The 19,853-nt window shown below is 40.7% G+C and carries 21 protein-coding genes; all 21 read left to right on the top strand.

Annotated elements, in window-relative coordinates; all coding sequences use genetic code 11:
• The first annotated feature begins 10 nt into the window (after positions 1-10).
• Positions 11-1,633 carry a DUF342 domain-containing protein gene (locus SRRS_RS11820; RefSeq protein WP_371369024.1) on the top strand — a complete coding sequence of 541 codons (1,623 nt, stop codon included), beginning with the start codon at positions 11-13 and terminating at the stop codon, positions 1,631-1,633.
• 41 nt (positions 1,634-1,674) lie between these two features.
• The gene (locus tag SRRS_RS11825; protein WP_371369026.1) at positions 1,675-2,019 is read left to right on the top strand and encodes a hypothetical protein; all 345 of its coding nucleotides are present in this window, start codon (positions 1,675-1,677) and stop codon (positions 2,017-2,019) included.
• Positions 2,020-2,036: 17 nt separating this feature from the next.
• Complete coding sequence (locus tag SRRS_RS11830; RefSeq protein ID WP_371369028.1) at positions 2,037-2,612, top strand: DUF6115 domain-containing protein; 576 nt, start codon at positions 2,037-2,039, stop codon at positions 2,610-2,612.
• Positions 2,613-2,798: 186 nt separating this feature from the next.
• Entirely contained in the window at positions 2,799-3,497 is a 699-nt protein-coding gene (rpsB, locus tag SRRS_RS11835) for a 30S ribosomal protein S2 (RefSeq protein WP_371369030.1), read from the top strand.
• Between the two features lie 70 nt (positions 3,498-3,567).
• Positions 3,568-4,215: a translation elongation factor Ts gene (gene tsf, locus SRRS_RS11840; RefSeq protein WP_371369032.1), complete on the top strand. Its 648-nt coding sequence runs from the start codon at positions 3,568-3,570 to the stop codon at positions 4,213-4,215.
• Between the two features lie 98 nt (positions 4,216-4,313).
• The gene (gene pyrH, locus SRRS_RS11845) at positions 4,314-5,042 is read left to right on the top strand and encodes a UMP kinase (RefSeq protein WP_371369034.1); all 729 of its coding nucleotides are present in this window, start codon (positions 4,314-4,316) and stop codon (positions 5,040-5,042) included.
• Positions 5,039-5,599, top strand: coding sequence for a ribosome recycling factor (frr, locus tag SRRS_RS11850; RefSeq protein ID WP_371369036.1), 561 nt, complete (start codon positions 5,039-5,041; stop codon positions 5,597-5,599). Before pyrH ends, frr begins: the two co-directional genes overlap by 4 nt.
• Before the next feature lie 4 nt (positions 5,600-5,603).
• Positions 5,604-5,807 carry a hypothetical protein gene (locus SRRS_RS11855; protein WP_371369038.1) on the top strand — a complete coding sequence of 68 codons (204 nt, stop codon included), beginning with the start codon at positions 5,604-5,606 and terminating at the stop codon, positions 5,805-5,807.
• A complete protein-coding gene (locus SRRS_RS11860; RefSeq protein ID WP_371369040.1) occupies positions 5,807-5,974 on the top strand; it encodes a DUF362 domain-containing protein in 168 nt (55 codons plus the stop codon). Before SRRS_RS11855 ends, SRRS_RS11860 begins: the two co-directional genes overlap by 1 nt.
• Positions 5,975-6,088: 114 nt before the next feature.
• Positions 6,089-6,871 (top strand): isoprenyl transferase, encoded by a 783-nt coding sequence (locus SRRS_RS11865; RefSeq protein ID WP_371369041.1) that lies wholly within the window; start codon positions 6,089-6,091, stop codon positions 6,869-6,871.
• Positions 6,872-6,882: 11 nt separating this feature from the next.
• Complete coding sequence (locus SRRS_RS11870) at positions 6,883-7,707, top strand: phosphatidate cytidylyltransferase (RefSeq protein ID WP_371369042.1); 825 nt, start codon at positions 6,883-6,885, stop codon at positions 7,705-7,707.
• Between the two features lie 219 nt (positions 7,708-7,926).
• Positions 7,927-9,087 carry a 1-deoxy-D-xylulose-5-phosphate reductoisomerase gene (locus SRRS_RS11875; protein ID WP_371369044.1) on the top strand — a complete coding sequence of 387 codons (1,161 nt, stop codon included), beginning with the start codon at positions 7,927-7,929 and terminating at the stop codon, positions 9,085-9,087.
• A 25-nt stretch (positions 9,088-9,112) separates the two neighbouring features.
• Positions 9,113-10,144, top strand: coding sequence for an RIP metalloprotease RseP (gene rseP, locus SRRS_RS11880; protein ID WP_371369046.1), 1,032 nt, complete (start codon positions 9,113-9,115; stop codon positions 10,142-10,144).
• 14 nt (positions 10,145-10,158) lie between these two features.
• Complete coding sequence (gene ispG, locus SRRS_RS11885) at positions 10,159-11,229, top strand: flavodoxin-dependent (E)-4-hydroxy-3-methylbut-2-enyl-diphosphate synthase (RefSeq protein WP_371369047.1); 1,071 nt, start codon at positions 10,159-10,161, stop codon at positions 11,227-11,229.
• 1 nt (position 11,230) lies between these two features.
• Positions 11,231-12,946 (top strand): proline--tRNA ligase, encoded by a 1,716-nt coding sequence (locus tag SRRS_RS11890; protein ID WP_371369808.1) that lies wholly within the window; start codon positions 11,231-11,233, stop codon positions 12,944-12,946.
• 159 nt (positions 12,947-13,105) lie between these two features.
• A complete protein-coding gene (locus SRRS_RS11895) occupies positions 13,106-13,777 on the top strand; it encodes an MgtC/SapB family protein (RefSeq protein WP_371369049.1) in 672 nt (223 codons plus the stop codon).
• Between the two features lie 37 nt (positions 13,778-13,814).
• Positions 13,815-17,495: a PolC-type DNA polymerase III gene (locus SRRS_RS11900; RefSeq protein WP_371369050.1), complete on the top strand. Its 3,681-nt coding sequence runs from the start codon at positions 13,815-13,817 to the stop codon at positions 17,493-17,495.
• A gap of 229 nt (positions 17,496-17,724) precedes the next feature.
• On the top strand, positions 17,725-18,183 hold the full coding sequence (gene rimP, locus SRRS_RS11905; protein ID WP_371369052.1) for a ribosome maturation factor RimP: 459 nt from the start codon (positions 17,725-17,727) through the stop codon (positions 18,181-18,183).
• 28 nt (positions 18,184-18,211) lie between these two features.
• Positions 18,212-19,291, top strand: a complete 1,080-nt coding sequence (gene nusA, locus SRRS_RS11910) for a transcription termination factor NusA (RefSeq protein WP_371369054.1) — start codon at positions 18,212-18,214, stop codon at positions 19,289-19,291.
• Positions 19,288-19,551, top strand: a complete 264-nt coding sequence (gene rnpM / locus SRRS_RS11915; protein WP_371369056.1) for an RNase P modulator RnpM — start codon at positions 19,288-19,290, stop codon at positions 19,549-19,551. The genes nusA and rnpM overlap by 4 nt, the downstream gene beginning before the upstream one ends.
• The gene (locus tag SRRS_RS11920; protein ID WP_371369058.1) at positions 19,548-19,853 is read left to right on the top strand and encodes a L7Ae/L30e/S12e/Gadd45 family ribosomal protein; all 306 of its coding nucleotides are present in this window, start codon (positions 19,548-19,550) and stop codon (positions 19,851-19,853) included. The genes rnpM and SRRS_RS11920 overlap by 4 nt, the downstream gene beginning before the upstream one ends.

The following is a 19,853-nucleotide window of genomic DNA, read 5'->3' on the forward strand; positions in this document are numbered from 1 at the left end:
GGACAAACGTATGAGTGAAAATGAGCGTTTTTTAGAAGAAACAGAGGGTAAGATTAGTTCACTTGATGGATATTTTAACATTTCTATTGATGAAGATGGCGTTTTTTTAGTTGTTTATCCTCCACAAGGGACTGGAAATCCAGTAAAGATACCCCAACTGTTAGAGGCCTTGGAAAGCCGGGGTATTGGCAAAGTCGATAATGTATTGCTTGTAAGAGTAGTAAAGGAAGCTTTAGGTACTCCTGTTAAGGTTGCAGATAAACCCGTTCAGCCGGAGTCTGAGATTCATGTTACAGTCTCTAAAGACAGAATGGAAGCAACAATGGAAATTATTGCGCCCAAAGGCTGTAAACCAGTTACTATTGAGGATGTTAATGAAAAAATAAGTAAAGCGGGTATTGTTTATGGCCTTGATAGTGAAGCAGTACAACTATCACTTGAGAAACCTGGCATTGAAGTGGTTATTGCCAAAGGCTTACGTCCGGTTGATGGTACAAATGCTAGTATTACCTATTTAATCGATTTAGAAAGCAAGGGAAGGCCTGTAGAATTAGAGGATGGCCGAGTCGATTTTAAAAATCTTAACATGTTTACTACTGTGCAAAAAGATGAATTATTGGCTGAGAAAATACCTGCGACGTCTGGAACACCCGGAATGGATATTTTAGGCAAGGAAGTCTCGGCCAAACCGGGTAGAGATGTAGTTTTGCCTCTGGGAAAAAATGTTTACGCCGCAGAGGGATTAAAGGTACTTGCTGCTCAGGCTGGGCAACTTCTTATTGCCAACAATAAAGTAAGTGTAATACCTCTTATCGAGATTAAGGGAGACGTTGATTTATCTACAGGTAATGTTGAATTTGTCGGCAGCGTAATTGTTAAAGGATCTGTACAGACAGGTTTTACTGTTAAAGCGGAGGGAAATATTGAGATTGCCGGTAATGTTAGCGGCGGCACAGTAGAAGGAAAAAATGTTATCGTCCGCATGGGGATTCAAGGAATGCATCGGGGATACATCAAGGCAACTGAAGATGTAATCGCAAAATATATTGAAAATGCTACTGTTTATGCGGCAAAAGACGTTAAGGTCAGTGATGTTATTTTACATAGCAAAGTAAGTGCCGCGAAGCGGGTAATAGTTGAAGAGCGTCGTGGTCTTATTGTAGGCGGACACATATCTGCGGGTGAAGAAATTAGAGCAAAAGTTATAGGTACTAATTCAGCAACAAGCACAGATATAGAAGTCGGCGTGAATCCTAAGTTACGGGAAGAATACCAAGAGTCACGTAAAGAAATTAAAAAGCTTGAGCTTAATTTAGACCAAACTCAAAAAGCGCTAAATATACTCAGAGCTATGGACCAACGGACGATGTCTGCCGATAAACGGGAAACGTTGTTAAAACTAACCAAAGCACAATTTCATCTTATCGGGCAAATCGAGACTTTGCGAAATCGACTGGCCGAAATTGAATTAGCTCTGGAAGAGATGCGTTATGGACATATTAAAGTAGCAGATACCGTTCATCCCGGAGTCAAATTAGTAGTAGGAACTTTAGTTAGACCAATTAGGGATTCTGTTAAATTTGCAAACTTCTATGCTGAAGATGGTGAAATAAAAACAGGATCTTACAAGTAAAACTCCAATCAGCTAATCTTTGATTGGGTGGTGATTTATAAATGAGTATCAGATCAATCGATATGCAAGTGCTCATCCCTAAGGCGACAGAGGTGGGGAAACAACAAAATTCTCTTGCCCAACAAAGTACGATCCAACAGGAACAATTTGCTGAACAGATGCAAAAAACGGCCGAAATGCGTCAGCATCAAGTTCAGGGAATGACAAAAAGTCAAGGCAGCAAAGTCGAACGGGATGAGCAAAAAGATAAGTCCAATAGTCAGCGGCAAGATAACCCGGGGGAAACTAACAAAGCTGCGGCCCTAGAACTGTTAGATCAAGAAAACACAGAAAATTCAGTGGGTAGAGATCCTATACTTGGACATATTATTGATATAAAAACCTAGTTTCAGAGGTGATAGTTTTGCTTACGGGTGTTATTATTTTATTACTAACTGTGATGGTATTAGCTTTCTTATTTATATACAAAAAAGAAATGATAATAAAAATGTTTACTTTAAATGCGTCTACTTCGGCAAATGAATTTAATCAGCAGCTTGAATTGACTGCAGATTCTATTATTAGACGACTTGAAGCTGAAGCGGCACAGCTTGAACTATTACTAGAAGAAGCTGAAGAAAAAATTGGCATGCTTAGCCAACAGGTTGAGCATGCCAATAAGATTATAGAACAACTAACAGATTTACCAAAAGAAAAGAATAAGCTTGAGAAAAGCAACAGCCAGGATACAAACGAAATAATAGAAATTGATGACGCAGAGAACCCTGTTTCTTCTCTAAGAATGGAAGTAGCCGCGGTTAATGATGAGGTTGCGGATAAATTCGATGAAGATGATCTTGTAGATAGAGAACCTAACCTTGAGAAACATCGCCTTATTATTGGGATGTACGATCAAGGCTATAGTGTAACTGATATTGCAAAGGCAACCGGTATGGGGAAGGGCGAAGTAATGTTACTGTTACAACTGAATAAAAAATAAGTCGGTTGGCATACTAAAAAGCGAAAAATAGAATTAATAATAGAAATTTACTTGTTATCTAGGAAAAGTTATGCTATACTACTTTTCGGTGTTATCACACACGCAATTCAATTTTGCCACTGTGCCAAGTGTTGGTGTCGGCAAAAAATGCGGATTGCGGCGGTAATTAACAGGAGGTGTATATTTATGTCAGTTATTTCTATGAAACAACTTCTGGAAGCTGGTGTACATTTCGGTCATCAAACCAGAAGATGGAACCCCAAAATGGCTCCCTACATATTTACGGAGCGTAACGGTATCTACATTATTGACCTGCAAAAAACAGTTAAAAAGGTAGAAGAAGCGTATAATTTTGTACGCGACCTAGCTGCCCAGGGACAAACTATGTTGTTTGTAGGTACTAAAAAGCAGGCTCAGGAAGCTGTTAAAGAAGAAGCTATCAGATGCGACATGTTCTATGTCAACGAAAGATGGCTTGGTGGTATGTTGACCAACTTCCAAACAATTCAAAAACGCATTAACAGACTGCGTGAACTTGAAGATATGGAAGAAAAAGGCATGTTCGAAGTATTGCCTAAAAAGGAAGTTATTACTTTGCGCCATGAAATGGAACGGCTGCAAAAATTCCTTGGCGGTATTAAAAATATGCATAAACTGCCGGGGGCTCTTTTCATCATTGATCCTCGCAAAGAACGGATTGCCGTTGCTGAAGCTCGCAATTTAGGCATTCCTATCGTCGGTATTGTTGATACTAACTGCGATCCTGACGAAATTGATTATGTAATTCCAGGCAATGATGACGCTATTCGCGCCGTCAAACTGCTTACCGCAAAAGTTGCCGATGCTGTTCTGGAAGGCCGCCAAGGCGAACAGATGGCAGAGTAAACTACTATTGCAAAATAAAGGTAAGGGGCTTTAGCCCTCTTACCTTTAATAATAGGTAGGAGGATTAGAAATGATAACGGCTGAAATGGTTAAAGAACTACGGGAACGTACTGGTGCAGGCATGATGGATTGCAAAAAAGCACTGGGTGAAACCAATGGAGATATGGAAAAAGCTATTGATCTTTTGCGGGAAAAGGGATTGGCCGCTGCCGCAAAAAAAGCTAGCCGCGTAGCTTCTGAGGGTCTTGTTGAGTCTTACATACATGGTGGCGGACGCATCGGTGTGTTGCTTGAAGTGAACTGCGAAACTGACTTTGTTGCCAAAACAGATGGATTTAAAGGATTAGTTCGTGATGTAGCTATGCAAATAGCAGCAGCTAACCCAAGCTATGTTGCTCGTCAGGAAGTACCGGAAGAAATACTCAACCATGAGAGAGAAATACTTCGGGCTCAAGCACTTAACGAAGGCAAGCCGGCTCATATCGTTGAAAAAATGATTGAAGGCCGTCTGGAAAAATACTATAAAGAAAATTGTTTGTTGGAGCAGACTTTTATTAAAGATCCAGATAAAACAATCACTCAGCTAATTACTGAAAGTATAGCTAAGATTGGTGAAAATATCTCAGTTCGCCGCTTTACCAGATATCAATTAGGTGAAGGCATTGAGAAAAAGTCTAATGATTTTGCGGCTGAAGTAATGGCGGCTGTTAAAAAATAAGAGAACACTTCGTGTTCTCTTTTTTCTAAAAAAAGTTATATCCAAATAAAGGATTTGTACAGTATTTGTAGAAATACAATCAAAGGAGGCTCTCCCTGTTGGTGGCTGGAAAATATAAACGCGTTATTTTAAAACTAAGTGGCGAAGCATTAGCTGGTAATAAAGGTTATGGCATAGACCCTGTTGTTGTAGACTCTATTGCCAGAGAAGTTAAAGAAATTAAGGCAAGTAATTTAGATGTTGCTATTGTAGTTGGCGGTGGTAATATTTGGCGTGGCCTTGCTGGCAGTGCTAAGGGAATGGACCGTGCAACTGCTGATTATATGGGGATGTTGGCAACGGTTATGAATTCACTTGCTTTACAAGATGCACTAGAACATTGTGGAGTTGACTCCCGGGTTCAGAGCGCTATCAATATGCAGCAGGTTGCAGAACCATATATCCGGCGCCGGGCTATACGGCATATGGAAAAGGGACGCGTAGTTATATTTGCCGCCGGTACGGGAAATCCTTATTTCTCCACAGATACGACAGCTGCATTAAGAGCTGCTGAAATCGAAGCAGATGTAATTTTAATGGCGAAGAAGAATGCCGACGGGGTGTACGACTCTGACCCCCGTCACAATCCGGACGCTAAAAAGTTTAAAGAACTTGAATACATCGAAGTTTTGCAGCGCGGATTAGGAGTAATGGACTCCACTGCTACTTCACTCTGTATGGATAATAAAATTCCAATTGTGGTATTTAGTATCGATGAGCCTGGCAATATCTTAAAAGCCGCTTTAGGCAAAGATATAGGAACTATCGTTGGGGGAGAAAAGAAATGACCGTTAAAGAGATTTATTCTGCCCATGAAGACAAAATGAAAAAGGCTTTAGAAGTTTTGCGGAAAGAGTATGGCAGTTTGCGTGCAGGTAGAGCAACGCCTTCACTTTTGGAAAAGGTTATGGTTGATTATTACGGATCACCAACACCAGTTAACCAGGTCGCAAATGTTTCTGTGCCAGAGCCTAGAATGATTGTGATTCAGCCTTGGGAAAAAGCAATGCTGAACGCGATTGATAAAGCGATTCAAAAATCCGATTTGGGATTAATGCCTAACAATGACGGTTCGGTTATTAGGTTGACAATTCCGCAGCTTACTCAAGAACGCCGTTCAGAAATTGTAAAGGTAATACATAAAAAGGCGGAAGAATGCCGGGTCGCTATTCGTAATCTGCGGCGTGATGCAAATGACAATATAAAAAAAGGCGAAAAAGACAAATTAATTTCTGAAGATGAAGCCAAAAAAGCACAAGATGACATCCAGAAATTGACAGATAAGTATATTAAAGAAGTAGACCAAGTAATGGCTGCAAAAGAAAAAGAAATAATGGAAGTGTAGCAGTTTGGATACAGTTGCGCAACCGTTAACTCAAGTCATCGACAAGTTGGAACAGGCTAAAATTAACTATACAGTTACTGTTACAAAGCCTTCGAGAAATGTTTTCCCGCTTGAAGACGAACTTTATGTTGTCAGGCAGCAATTAGATGCTGATGGTATTTTAAATTTAATGGCTGCTGCTAAAATGGGAAAGGAGGTGTCTAAATAATGGCTTACAAAATTACAGAAGATTGTGTTGCATGTGGTTCCTGCGCCGCTACCTGCCCGGTTGGCGCTATTCAAGAAGGTGACATTTATGTTATCACTGATGAGTGTGTTGAGTGTGGCGCTTGCGCTGCAGTTTGCCCTAGTGATGCAATTAAAGCTCCGGAATAATTTAAATCCCCCTCGCAAGAGGGGGTTTAAATTTGATATTCGGTGGCTAACATTATTATGTATTGGAGATAATTTTGGTAATAACTATAGCTAAAGTTTACCGGAGGGCTTAGTGTGTGGAAGAAGTGGTTTGGTAAATCAGATACGAAACAGCATAACGATTACGAAGGTATTGACCATTCAAGAGTCCCGAAGCATGTAGCTATAATCATGGATGGCAACGGAAGGTGGGCGCAGAAAAAGGGATTGCCCCGCACCTTTGGTCATCGAGTTGGTGCGGAAACTTTGCGAGAAATTGTAAAAGCCGCTTCCAATATTGGGATACAGGTTTTAACCGCCTATGCTTTTTCTACGGAAAACTGGCGGCGGCCAGCAGATGAAGTAAGTTTACTTATGAACCTACTGGCGGATTATCTTGATAATGAAATTAATGAGTTAAATAAAAATAATGTACGGATAAAATTTATCGGAAATATTGAGGGGTTATCGAAATCCCTACAGGAGAAAATTGAAAAAGCTCAGGCGCTAACAACTCACAATACCGGCTTAGTTTTGAACCTTGCGGTAAACTATGGCGGACGGGCAGAGTTGACGCGTGCTGTTAAAATAATTAGTGAGAAAGTATTAAAACAAGAAATTAGCATAGAAGAGATTAGTGACTCAACCATTGAACAATATTTATACACTGCAAATCTTCCTGCGCCAGACTTGTTAATTCGGCCAAGCGGAGATTTTCGTATTAGTAATTTTTTGTTATGGCAAATGGCATATACTGAATTTTGGTTTACCGAAACTAATTGGCCTGATTTTAAGCCAGTAGATTTAATTCAGGCTATATGCGATTATCAGCAAAGAGAACGAAGATTTGGCGGAATTAAAAATACAAAAAAACGGTAGGTGCCTATACTGTGCTTGGTACACGAATTTTAACAGCAATCATTGGAATACCGATAGCCATATATGTCATTAATTACGGGCAGTGGTTATTTGCTATGGCTGTAACATTACTCGCGCTTGTTGCGTGGCATGAGTTCTTTAAAATGATGCAGGTAAAAAATATAAACGTCCAGTATGCTATTGGTTTTGCAGGGATTGGTTTAATTATGTGCTGTGCGTGGTTGGGGAACATGCAAGAAATGCTTGCAGTTGTATTACTGGTTATTGCAGCCTCTATGGCAAAAACAGTAGTTTCCCATGCGAGTTTTGGCATTAATGAAGCTGCTTTCACTATTTTGGGAGCACTATATATTAGTTTACCATTCTCTCATTTGATACTACTTCGTTTTACTGATCAATATGATTTTATACTTACAGCCTTTGGTGAATTGTCAATAGGCGCTGCTTATCTTTGGCTAGCTTTTATTGGCACTTGGGCCAGTGACACCTTAGCCTACTTTGTAGGCTCAATGCTAGGGCGAAACAAACTCTGTCCGGCTGTTAGCCCCGGAAAGACCTATGAAGGGGCTGCTGGTGGTTTAATTGGGAGCGTCGTTGGTGTTATGGCTATAGGTTCAATAACGCCGGTGCCATTGACGCATCTACTGGTAATCGGTTTACTTGTAGGAATAGTTGCACCATTAGGAGATCTTGTAGAGTCTGCGTTAAAAAGGTTTAGCGGGGTAAAAGACTCTGGTAATATTTTGCCTGGACATGGCGGCGTGCTTGATCGTTTTGACGCAATAATGTTTTCAGTGCCTATTGTGTATTACTACATAAACGCTTTTATTTTATGATTCCTTTCTAATGGGAAATCCATCGGAAGTTAAGTCTATTTTATCCTGTGACTAACCCGCTCTAAGACTCCTTCTTCTCCAAGCGGGAGTTATACCCCTACGGGCACAGATGAGTGGCTAAATCCCTGGATAAGGGCGACTAACCTTCAGGTGGGGTTAAAACCCCGTCTGAAGCTAAGTCTACTTATCGCCTTTAAAAAACTTGTCAGGAGATACCTTATGAAGCATGTCTCAATTTTAGGAAGTACCGGATCAATAGGTACTCAAGCGCTGGATGTTATTGCCGCTAACTCGGATAAGTATAAAGTTGCTGCTCTGGCTGCTTACCAAAACGAAAAATTATTGGCGGAGCAGATTGATTATTTTAAGCCTCCAATTGCTGTACTGGTAGATAAGCAAGCGGCAGATCGTATGGTACGCAGCTATAAAGGCCAAACAAAAATAGTAGCCGGTGAAGAAGGTCTATTGGAAGCAGCTACATGTAATCAAGCAGACACTGTTTTAACATCGCTTGTTGGCTTTGCCGGGCTGAACCCAACAATTGCTGCCATAAAAGCAAAAAAAAATATTGCTTTAGCTAATAAGGAGACCTTAGTGGCGGCAGGTCAGTTAGTTATGTCGCTAGCTAAAGAGAATAATGTTAATATTTATCCTGTTGACAGTGAGCATTGTGCAATTTTTCAATGTTTGCAAGGGGACGAAAGTAAACACATTAAACGAATTATCTTAACGGCGTCCGGTGGACCTTTTCGAGGGCGTACGGCAGTTGAATTAGAAAATGTCACTATAGAAGATTGTTTGCGCCATCCTAATTGGTCTATGGGACGCAAAATCACTATTGATTCTGCTACATTAGCTAATAAAGGGCTGGAAGTTATCGAAGCAAAATGGCTATTTGGTGTGGACTATAACATGATAGACGTTTGTGTTCATCCTCAAAGTATAATTCATTCTATGGTTGAGTTTATTGATAGTAGTGTAATAGCGCAGATGGGAATGCCTGATATGCGTCTACCGATTCAATATGCTTTATCTTATCCCGAACGTGTAGCTTCCAATTTTCCCCGTCTTGATTTTACTACTTTATCTGCACTAACTTTTGAAAATCCTGATACAGACAATTTCCCGGCGTTGAAGTTAGCATATATGGCTGGTGAAACAGGGGGTACTTTACCTTGTGTTTTTAATGCTGCCAATGAAATAGCAGTGTATGCCTTTTTAAATTCAGAAATTGCTTTTCTTGATATTGCGAAAGTAATAAGGTATACTATGGAAAACCATGTACTTATTGCTAATCCCGATTTAGAGCAAATACATGCTGCTGATAAATCGGCTCGACAATATGCGCTTTTGGTAGTGAAAGACTTAACAAAAATGTAACCAATACTGAAGGGTTGGTGGAAAATTGTCTACTATTATTGCGACAATTTTTGTTTTTGGATTATTGATCTTATTTCATGAGCTTGGCCATTTTATTACTGCTAAGAGTGTCGGTATGCGGGTAGATGAATTCGCTATAGGTTTTGGCCCCAAGCTGGTAAGCAAAAAAATCGGTGAAACAATTTATTCTATTCGCATAATTCCATTAGGTGGATTTAATAAAATTGCCGGAATGGATCCTGACGAAGAGCAAGATGAACGTTCATTTAATGCAAAACCGATTTGGGCGAGAATGTTTGTTATTGTAGCCGGTTCAGTTATGAATTTTATCTTACCTGTAATACTGCTTTTTACCGTTTTTATGAGTGCAGGTATTGAGACTGCATCCAATGAGCCAATACTGGGAAATGTTTTTACCGATAAGCCGGCAGCCATGGCAGATCTGCAGCCCGGGGACAGGGTAATAGCGGTTAACGGAACACCGATTGACTCCTGGCGGCAATTTGTTAGCGTAATTCAAGGTAGTGCGGGTACACAACTCCAGATAAACTATTCACGCGGCAGTGAAAACAATAAAACAGCTATTTTAACTCCGGAATATGATGAAAAGGGTAAACGGGGAATTATAGGTGTTACTCCGCAAATTAATAAATATCAACCGGGAGCGCTCGAGTCTGTTGGGTTAGCCACGAAACAAACCTTTTTAGTGGCACAAAGTATGCTTATTGGTATAGGCGAAATGATTACAGGCAAAGTTGCTGCGGATGTAGCCGGACCAATCGGTGTTGCTCAGATGGCAGGCGAAGTTGCGCAGCTGGGGATTATTCCGTTACTGCAATTTGCCGCTTTTTTAAGTATTAATTTAGGCTTGATTAATCTTTTACCTGTTCCTGTCTTAGATGGCGGGCATGTTGTTACATTAGCGGTTGAAGGTCTTAGAGGTAAGCCTCTTAATAAAAACCAGATGCAATTTATTCAGATGGTAGGGTTTGCCTTATTAATGCTTTTATTTGTTGTGGCAACTTTTAAAGACATTTCGCGATTAAAATTATTTTAAGCCGGTGATGAAGTATGCAGCGAAGAAAAACACGTCCAATTCAAATTGGTGAAGTTACTGTCGGCGGCAATGCTCCGATATCAGTACAATCTATGACAAACACCAGAACTGACAATGTTCAAGCTACTGTTGAGCAAATTAAACAACTACTTACTGCCGGGTGCGATATTGTTAGGGTTGCAGTACCGGATATAAACGCTGCTGAAGCAATTAGTTCAATCAAATCTCTTGTAGATGTACCACTTATTGCTGATATACATTTTGATTACCGTCTGGCTCTTACTGCCATGGAACGTGGTGTTAATGGCCTTCGGTTAAATCCGGGCAATATGGGCGACCACGAACACGTGACAGCGGTTGTCAAAGAGGCTAAAAAGCGTCAAATTCCTATTCGTATTGGCGTTAATGCCGGCTCAATAAGTAAGGAATTGCTGGCAAAGCATGGCGGCCATCCAACGCCAGAGGCTATGGTGGAAAGCGCTTTAAGTCATATTCGTATTTTGGAAAAGCACAATTTTAATGATATTAAGATTTCGCTCAAGGCTCATGACGTACCTTTGACAATTCGTGCTTACCAGCTTATGTCAGAGACAGTTGATTACCCATTGCATCTTGGTATAACGGAAGCCGGGACAATACGTTCAGGTGTCATTAAATCAGCTGTAGGTATTGGCGCGTTATTGGCACAGGGCATTGGCGATACTCTCAGAGTTTCTTTAACCGGTGACCCTGTAGAAGAGGTTCGTGTGGCCAATGAGATTCTTAAGTCTTTGGGGCTAAGACAATACGGTCCTACGTTAGTATCTTGTCCAACATGTGGGCGTTGCCAAATTAATTTGGTAGATATTGCTGAGATGGTAGATGACAAACTGAAATCCTTTAAAAATCCTATTACCGTAGCAGTAATGGGGTGCGTTGTAAACGGGCCCGGGGAAGCAAAAGAAGCCGATGTAGGAATTGCTGGCGGAAAAGGCGAAGGCCTGTTATTTAGAAAAGGGGAAATTATTCGTAAAGTACCGGAAAGTGAACTTGTAACAGCTTTATTTGCTGAAATTGATAAACTTGATAAGGAGGTTAATGAGTAATATGCGTGTTTCCCAATTATTTGCACCTACTTTAAGAGAAACTCCTGCCGAAGCCGAAGTAGTTAGCCATAAACTAATGCTCAGAGCCGGTTTGATTCGTAAAGCTGCCGGAGGTGTTTATTCCTATTTGCCGTTGGCATGGCGTGTACTAAAAAAGATTGAAACAATAGTTCGCGAAGAGATGGATGCCAAAGGTGGCCAAGAACTGTCAATGCCAATTATTCAGCCTGCCGAAATGTGGCAAGAAACCGGCCGGTGGAGCGTCTATGGTGATGAGATGTTCCGATTGAAAGACCGTCATAACCGTAATTTCTGCCTAGGTCCTACCCACGAAGAAATGATCACTACCATTGTTCGTGGTGATGTACGTTCTTACCGTCAATTACCGCTTATGCTTTATCAAATTCAAAATAAATATCGTGATGAAATTAGACCAAGATTTGGTCTCATGCGTGGTCGTGAATTTATTATGAAGGATGCTTATTCATTTGACCGTGACGAAGCCGGTCTTGATGTAAATTACAACAAAATGTATGATGCCTACACGCGGGTGTTTAACCGCTGCGGTTTGACTTTTCGTGCAGTAGAAGCCGATTCCGGTGCTATTGGTGGCAGCGGCTCACACGAATTTATGGTAATTGCTGATTCCGGTGAAGCCGGTATCGTTTATTGTGGTGACTGCGATTACGCTGCTAATGTTGAGAAAGCCGAACTTCACCCAATTAGTGCCCCCGCTGAGGAGCGTCTGCCTTTAACCGAAAAAGATACTCCGGATATGAAGTCAATCAGCGAGGTAAGCCACTATTTAGAAGTAAGTCCGGAAAAAACTATTAAAACGTTGGCCTTCCGCACAGATACCGGTGCTGTGGTACTGGCTCTCGTTCGCGGTGACCATGAAGTGAATGAAATTAAGTTATTAAATAAAGTTGGCTGCATTCAACTTGAAATGGCTAATGAGGAAGCTATTTCAAATGTAATTGGCAGTCAAGCCGGCTATATAGGGCCGGTTGGTATTGAAAGCAGTAAGGATATTATTATTGTAGCTGATACTAGTGTTATGAATATGCATAACGCTGTATGCGGTGCTAATAAAAAAGATACTCATTATATAAATGTTAATCCTTTACGTGATTTTACCCCGTCGACAGTTACTGATATCCGACTCATTCAAGCAAATGATCCTTGTCCTCGTTGCGGTGCCCCTGTTAAAACCGCTCGGGGTATTGAAGTTGGTCAGGTATTTAAACTATTTACAAAATACAGTACTTCGTTGCAAGCTACATTTATTGACGATGGCGGTAAAGAAAAGCCGATGGTTATGGGATGTTACGGGATAGGCGTTAGCCGGACAATGGCTGCAGCTATTGAACAGAATAATGATGAAAATGGAATCATTTGGCCTGTGCCTATCGCGCCTTTTCATGCAATAGTTATTCCAATTAGTAATAAAGATCAGGCGCAAATGGCTTTGGCAGAAAAAATATATAACGAGTTAAACGAAGCAGGGTTCGAAGCGCTATTTGATGATCGCAATGAACGCCCTGGTGTTAAGTTCAAAGACGCTGATCTTATTGGTTATCCTATAAAAATTACAATAGGACCCAAGGCAATAGATGAAGATCAAATAGAAGTTAAAGCTCGGCGTACCGGAGAAACATTTTATTTTAATCATGAGGAATACGTAAAAGGTATTCGAGAATTGTTAGAGAAACTATAAAATTAGAGCAACTGTTTTTTCTAAAGCGTGATACCCAGTTATCACGCTTTTTTTGTCCTGGTATACAGTTCATTTTGGCCAGGAAATGGCTATGTAGGTTTTTATAAGCTGTTTGACTGAAGTCATTCAATTTTTACTAACTTGAAGTGAGGTGATAAGATGGCTTCAATTAACGAAATCGATATAGTTTTAAGATTGGCAATTGCTTGTATTCTTGGTGGCTTGATCGGGATGGAACGGGAGAGCCTGGAGCGTCCGGCAGGTTTGCGTACCCATATCCTCGTGTGTGTAGGCTCGACTCTGATGATGATTGTATCAATTTACGGTTTCTCCGGTTATGAGGGAGTTACAAAAGATCCTGCACGAATTGCTGCTCAAGTAGTTAGCGGGATTGGTTTCTTGGGTGCGGGAACAATCCTAAGAGAAGGAGTTACTGTGACAGGACTCACTACGGCAGCAAGTTTGTGGGTAGTAGCAGGTATTGGATTGGCCATCGGGTGTGGGCAGTTCTTTGCCGCTGTGGCCGGAACTGCACTAGTATTTCTAACCTTAGTATTGTTTGGACAACTGGAGCGACGGCATTGGGCTAATAAATACTGTGATAGAATTAAAATGGTAGTGCGCGATCAACCCGGGCAACTTGGTAAAGTGGGAATGCTTTTTGGTAAAAATGGCATAGGAATCAAAAATATAACTATGCAGCATATTCAGGAGGAAAAAGTGATAAACCTCGAGTTTGTTTTAAAAATCCCGGCAAATGCCGATATGATACAAATATTTGCTGAACTAACCGAAATAGACGGCGTGCTTTCCATTGATAAATCGTGTTAAAATAGCTTGTGACCTGTTATTGATGGGGAGAGGTTAAATGTCTAGTTATTGTATTATACCTGAGAATTGTCAAAGTTTTTTTCAGTTCGTTGAACAACTCCCAATTGATGGGGGTAATCGGGAATCACTAAAAAAAGCTCGCGTTAAAAAAGTAGAAATAGATTCTTCCGCTAAGACCTGGGCAATACATGTAGCGGCTGCTAAACCTATACCAGAGCAACTATTTGGCGCTATTTCTCAGCATCTATGCCAAAAGTGTGGTTTGACAAAGGTTGTTTTTTCCCTGGAAGTCAAAGAGCTTAAGAAATATTTAACAGAGAACTGGCGTCAATTTGTTGAATATATTACCCAGGGGCATTACGGTACTAAACATTTGCTGCTTAATGCTTCTTGGTCTTATGACGAAGAAACACTTACGATAGAAACTGTAGGTGACTTATCGACTGCCATTTTAGCTGAGCGCGGTGTAGAGCGGGCGATTAAGGCTTTTGTTCTGAAAGAATTTGATTGTGTGTGCGAGGTTAACTTTACTACTTCAATTGTAGAAGAACCCCTGGAATGCGATGATGCTTTATTAACTCCTGAATATAAGGAGGCCCTAATTGAGGCAGCGGCACCACAGGATAAGCCTAAGGCTAATGAAAGCCCAATAATATTTGGACGCAATATCCGGGGAGCTGCCGATTCGGTTCAGCCAATACAAGCGATTCAAGAAGAGGCTCGTAACGTAATTCTTGCAGGCCAAATTATCAATCATGAGTTAAAAGAGCTAAAATCGGGTCGCTTTCTACTGACCTTTGACCTTGTCGATTCGACAGATGGTATTAGCGGCAAAGTATTTTTTGATAACAAAGAACAATATGAAAAGTCCGCCGGACTTATTAAAAATGGAATGTGGGTAACAGTAAAAGGTACTGTTCAATATGACCGGTTTGCTAATGAATTGACTTTGTTTGCCGATAGCATGTGCCGGGGAGAAAAAGCTGCCGAGCGCCAAGACACTGCGACTGTGCGCAGGGTCGAACTGCATGCCCATACTCGTATGAGTGCGCTTGATGCAGTGGTTTCTGCCAAAAACTTAGTAAAGACGGCGGCTAAGTGGGGTCATCCTGCGGTTGCTATTACCGATCATGGTGTAGTGCAAGCTTTTCCAGAGGCATATGAAGAAGCGTCAGGCCTTGGTATTAAAGTTATTTACGGTATGGAAGGCTATTTATTTGAAGACGATATTAATCAGGCTCGTCATATTATCATTTTGGCGCAGAATAATGTTGGACTTCGCAATTTATACCGACTAGTATCCATTTCCCACCTAAGATATTTGCATCGGACACCACGTATTCCACGCGCAATACTTGACGAGCACCGGGAAGGTTTATTATTAGGTTCAGCCTGCGAAGCCGGCGAGGTAATCCATGCTATGATTCAGGGCGCTAGTCAAGAAGAGTTAATTAAAATTGCTAGTTATTATGACTACTTGGAGATACAACCAACCGGTAATAACGAATTTCTGCTGCGAAAAGGAAAAATCGCAGATGAAGAAGGTCTGCGTGACATTAATAGAAAAGTATGTGAGATTGGCGAAACGCTGAACAAACCGGTGGTTGCTACTTGTGATGTGCATTTTTTAAACCCGGAAGATGAAGTATACCGCAGAATCCTTATGGCCGGACAGGGATTTGATGATGCTGACAAACAACCACCGCTATTTTTCCGGACAACCGACGAAATGCTGAACGAATTTACTTATCTTGGACCGGAAAAGGCGTATGAAGTCGTAGTAGAAACACCTTTAAAAATTAATGAACTTATTGAATCAATAAAGCCAATACCGGAAGAATTATATTCTCCGCAGATACCAGGTGCCGAAGAAGAAATTAAATCCATGTCTTATGAAAAAGCCGAATCACTCTATGGGACACCGCTGCCTGAAATTGTATCACAGCGCTTAGAGTATGAGCTTAATTCGATAATTAATAACGGGTTTGCCGTCCTATACTTTATTGCCCATAAACTTGTAAAAAAATCAATGGATGACGGTTATCTTGTTGGATCGAGGGGTTCAGTCGGATCGTCATTTGTTGCTACTATGACCGGAATAACTGAAGTTAATCCCTTACCACCGCATTGGCGCTGTGCGGAATGTAAACACAGTGAATTTATTACTGATGGAAGTTATGGCGGCGGTTTTGACTTGCCGGACAAACTATGCCCGCGCTGTCAGACCAAGATGATAAAAAACGGACATGATATTCCCTTTGCAGTGTTTATGGGATTCCACGGGGACAAGGTTCCTGATATTGATCTTAACTTTTCCGGTGATTATCAACCGGTAGCTCATAAATACACAGAGGAACTATTTGGTCGCGATAACGTATTTCGAGCTGGCACCATTGCTACAATCGCTGAAAAAACTGCGTATGGGTTTGTTAAAAATTACTTAAACGAAAAAGGGCAGGTTTCCCGTAATGCTCATATAAATCGTTTGCTTGGCGGATGTACCGGAGTTAAGAGAACTACAGGCCAGCATCCTGGCGGAATCATGGTTGTACCACGGGATATGGACGTGCATCATTTTACTCCTATCCAATATCCAGCGGACGACAAGAACTCATCTACCATTACCACTCATTTTGATTATCATTCTATTAGCAGCCGTTTAGTAAAACTTGATATTCTGGGTCATGACGATCCTACAGTAATCAGAATGCTGGAAGACTTGACGGGAATAGATGCGAAGACAATTCCCTTTGATGATGCGGAAACCATGAGTTTATTTTCAGTAACTACGGCTATAAATCTTACGCCCGAACAACTTAACAGTACAGTAGCTACCTTTGGCATACCGGAATTTGGTACTAAATTTGTACGGCAGATGCTGGAAGACACTAAACCGAAAACATTTAGTGAACTGGTGCGAATAAGTGGTTTTTCTCATGGTACTGATGTATGGTTAAACAACGCTCAGGATCTTATAAAAAATGGTACCGCCAAGCTATCTGAAGCCATCTCTGCCCGGGATGATATTATGGTTTATCTTATCCATAAAGGTGTTGAACCATCTGTAGCATTTAAGATTATGGAAGGTGTACGTAAAGGCAAAGGAATAAAACCGGATGATGTTGAAAAAATGCGGGCGCAAAACGTCCCTGATTGGTATATTGAGTCCTGCCAAAAGATTAAATACATGTTTCCTAAAGCACACGCCGTAGCTTACGTTATGATGGCTTTTCGTATAGCCTATTGCAAAATACATTATCCGTTAGCATTCTACGCTTCCTATTTTACCGTTAGGGCTGATGATTTTGATGCAGATCTAATAGTTAAGGGTGAAAAAGTAATCAAGGCCGAACTCACAGCTTTAGAGGAAAAAGGAAATGCTATGTCCACTAAAGAGAAAAGTATTCATACAATCCTGGAAATGGCGTATGAAATGTATTTACGCGGCTTTAGTTTTTCGAAGGTTGATTTGTATAAATCTGATGCGGCTAAGTTTCAAATAGTAGAAAATGGTCTTTTACCACCGCTTGGTTCTCTGCAAGGTGTAGGCGGCTCAGCTGCGCAAAACATTGTTGCTGCCCGTAAGAACACGACATTTTCTTCGATTGAAGATTTACGGTCGCGGAGCAGAGTTTCTAAAACAGTTATTGATATTTTGAAAAAACATGGTTGTTTAGAAGGGCTTGATGACACAAATCAAATCATGTTATTTGCTTAATCAACAAAATTGATTAAGCTGGTTGTAACATTACCATTTTAATGGTATAATAATTGCAGGAGAAAAGTATTTGACGTTTTTAAGAGTGGGGTACCGTCACCCACTCTTTCATCGTATTTTAGCACTAATAGATCTTACCATAATTAGGTATGAGGGGTAAGATATTAGGCAACAATAAAAAGTAAGAACTATCGCGGCTCTTGGGTCGTTTCAATGGAGGTGTTATAAGATGTCTAAAGAGGAAATTGAGTCAGCTGTTGAAAAAATTGTTTCGGACATAATTGCCGGTAGTAAACTAGAGTTAGTTGATGTTGAATATGTAAAAGAACATGACTGGTATCTAAGGGTGTTTCTAGATAAAGAGTCCGGGATGGAAATTGATGATTGTCAGTGGGTAAGTGAACGCCTTGAAGCTAAATTGGATGAAACTGATTTGATTAAAGATCATTATTATCTAGAAGTTTCTTCGCCAGGCTTAGATCGTCCTTTAAAGAAAGAACGAGATTTTGTACGGCATGCCGGAGATAAAGTAGAAGTAAAAACATATGAGCCAATTAACGGCCAAAAAGTATTCATAGGCAATCTGATTGGTCTGTTCGATGGTGATATCCGGATGGATATTGATGGCCAAACTGTTAACATACCGAAGGATAAAACGGCACAAATAAGATTACATATAGTGTTTTAGCAGTAAAAACTGAATAGGGGGGAATTATATGAATGCAGAATTTATGCAGGCATTTGAACAATTAGGTAAAGAAAAAGGAATTGCGCCTGAAGTACTGTTTGATGCTATCGAAGCAGCGTTGATTTCAGCTTACAAACGTAATTTTGGCTCGGCGCAGAACGTAAGAGTATCGCTGGATAGAACTACCGGCGAAATACATGTGTATGCCAGAAAGAACGTTGTAGAAAATGTTACCGATGCGCGCCTTGAACTATCGCTTGACGAAGCCAAGTCTATTGATCCGCGTTATGAGCTTGAAGATATCGTTGAATTAGAAGTTACACCTAAGAATTTTGGGAGAATTGCCGCACAGACGGCAAAGCAGGTTGTTGTTCAACGGATCAGAGAAGCTGAAAGAGGTATGATTTACGAAGAGTTTTCCAATCGTGAAAGTGATACCGTAACAGGTATTGTTCAACGGATAGAACAGAAAAATGTATTTATCGATTTAGGTAAGGCGGAAGCTATCTTAGCGCCTTCCGAACAGATTCCCAATGAAATGTATAAACATGGCGACAGATTAAAAACCTACATAGTCGAAGTTAAAAAAACAACCAAAGGACCACAAATTTTAGTATCAAGGACACATCCAGGTTTGCTAAAACGTCTATTTGAGCTGGAAGTACCCGAGATTCATGATGGTGTAGTCGAAATAAAATCAGTGGCACGAGAGCCTGGCTTAAGATCTAAAATTGCAGTTTATTCTCGAGATGAAACAGTTGATCCGGTTGGATCCTGTGTTGGCCACAAAGGAATGCGGGTCCAAACGATAGTTAACGAGCTGAAAGGCGAAAAAATAGATATTGTTAAATGGAATGCCGATCCGGCAAAATATATAGCCAACGCGTTAAGTCCGGCAAGAGTGCTTTCAGTAGATGTCCAAGAAGCAGAAAAAATGTCCAGAGTGGTTGTACCTGATTTTCAATTATCATTAGCTATTGGCAAGGAAGGACAAAATGCAAGACTGGCAGCGAAGCTTACCGGTTGGAAAATTGATATTAAGAGTGAATCACAAGCCACTCAGTTATCAAGTTCACCCGTAAGTTCAATTCAGGAGGAATTGGTGTGAAAACCAAAAAAATCCCTCTTAGAATGTGCGTTGGCTGTCAAGAAATGAAATCTAAAAAAGAACTGCTAAGAGTGGTAAGAACTCCTGAAGAAGAAATTGTATTAGATCCCACTGGCAAAAAAGCTGGAAGGGGTGCTTATATGTGCCAGAGTGAGCAGTGCTTAACAAACGCTTTTAAGGAAAAACGCTTGGAAAAAGCGCTTAAGCATCAGATTAATGAAGCTGTGTACAACGCGCTTAGAGCTGAGATTATAAAATGAATGAGTCAAAGCTGATATCGGTTCTGGGTTTAGCGCAAAAAGCGGGAAAAATAGTTTCTGGCGACTTTGCCGTACAAGGTGCAATTAAATCAGGGAAAGCCAAACTTTTAATAGTAGCTAATGATGCCTCGCCTGCTACAAAAAAAGAATATCAATATCAAGCGGAAAATCGTGATATTCCTATTTATTATGTACTAACCAAAGAACAGCTGGGTGGTGCTATTGGCAAGGTATTGCGGGCGGCTGTGGCCGTTAATGATAACGGTTTTGTCAAACCGATAGTTCGTACTATAGAAGAGTGA

Origin of the sequence: Sporomusa rhizae (assembly GCF_041428845.1) — a bacterium.
GTDB lineage: Bacteria > Bacillota > Negativicutes > Sporomusales > Sporomusaceae > Sporomusa > Sporomusa rhizae.

What these genes read in the sequence shown, in the direction of transcription:
- SRRS_RS11895 (WP_371369049.1), top strand. Translation starts at nt 13,106, where the DNA reads ATGGCTTCAATTAACGAAATCGATATAGTTTTAAGATTGGCAATTGCT.
- SRRS_RS11825 (WP_371369026.1), top strand. Translation starts at nt 1,675, where the DNA reads ATGAGTATCAGATCAATCGATATGCAAGTGCTCATCCCTAAGGCGACA.
- SRRS_RS11920 (WP_371369058.1), top strand. Translation starts at nt 19,548, where the DNA reads ATGAATGAGTCAAAGCTGATATCGGTTCTGGGTTTAGCGCAAAAAGCG.
- SRRS_RS11875 (WP_371369044.1), top strand. Translation starts at nt 7,927, where the DNA reads ATGAAGCATGTCTCAATTTTAGGAAGTACCGGATCAATAGGTACTCAA.
- rpsB (WP_371369030.1), top strand. Translation starts at nt 2,799, where the DNA reads ATGTCAGTTATTTCTATGAAACAACTTCTGGAAGCTGGTGTACATTTC.
- ispG (WP_371369047.1), top strand. Translation starts at nt 10,159, where the DNA reads ATGCAGCGAAGAAAAACACGTCCAATTCAAATTGGTGAAGTTACTGTC.
- SRRS_RS11900 (WP_371369050.1), top strand. Translation starts at nt 13,815, where the DNA reads ATGTCTAGTTATTGTATTATACCTGAGAATTGTCAAAGTTTTTTTCAG.
- frr (WP_371369036.1), top strand. Translation starts at nt 5,039, where the DNA reads ATGACCGTTAAAGAGATTTATTCTGCCCATGAAGACAAAATGAAAAAG.
- SRRS_RS11890 (WP_371369808.1), top strand. Translation starts at nt 11,231, where the DNA reads ATGCGTGTTTCCCAATTATTTGCACCTACTTTAAGAGAAACTCCTGCC.
- SRRS_RS11860 (WP_371369040.1), top strand. Translation starts at nt 5,807, where the DNA reads ATGGCTTACAAAATTACAGAAGATTGTGTTGCATGTGGTTCCTGCGCC.
- rimP (WP_371369052.1), top strand. Translation starts at nt 17,725, where the DNA reads ATGTCTAAAGAGGAAATTGAGTCAGCTGTTGAAAAAATTGTTTCGGAC.
- nusA (WP_371369054.1), top strand. Translation starts at nt 18,212, where the DNA reads ATGAATGCAGAATTTATGCAGGCATTTGAACAATTAGGTAAAGAAAAA.
- SRRS_RS11820 (WP_371369024.1), top strand. Translation starts at nt 11, where the DNA reads ATGAGTGAAAATGAGCGTTTTTTAGAAGAAACAGAGGGTAAGATTAGT.
- tsf (WP_371369032.1), top strand. Translation starts at nt 3,568, where the DNA reads ATGATAACGGCTGAAATGGTTAAAGAACTACGGGAACGTACTGGTGCA.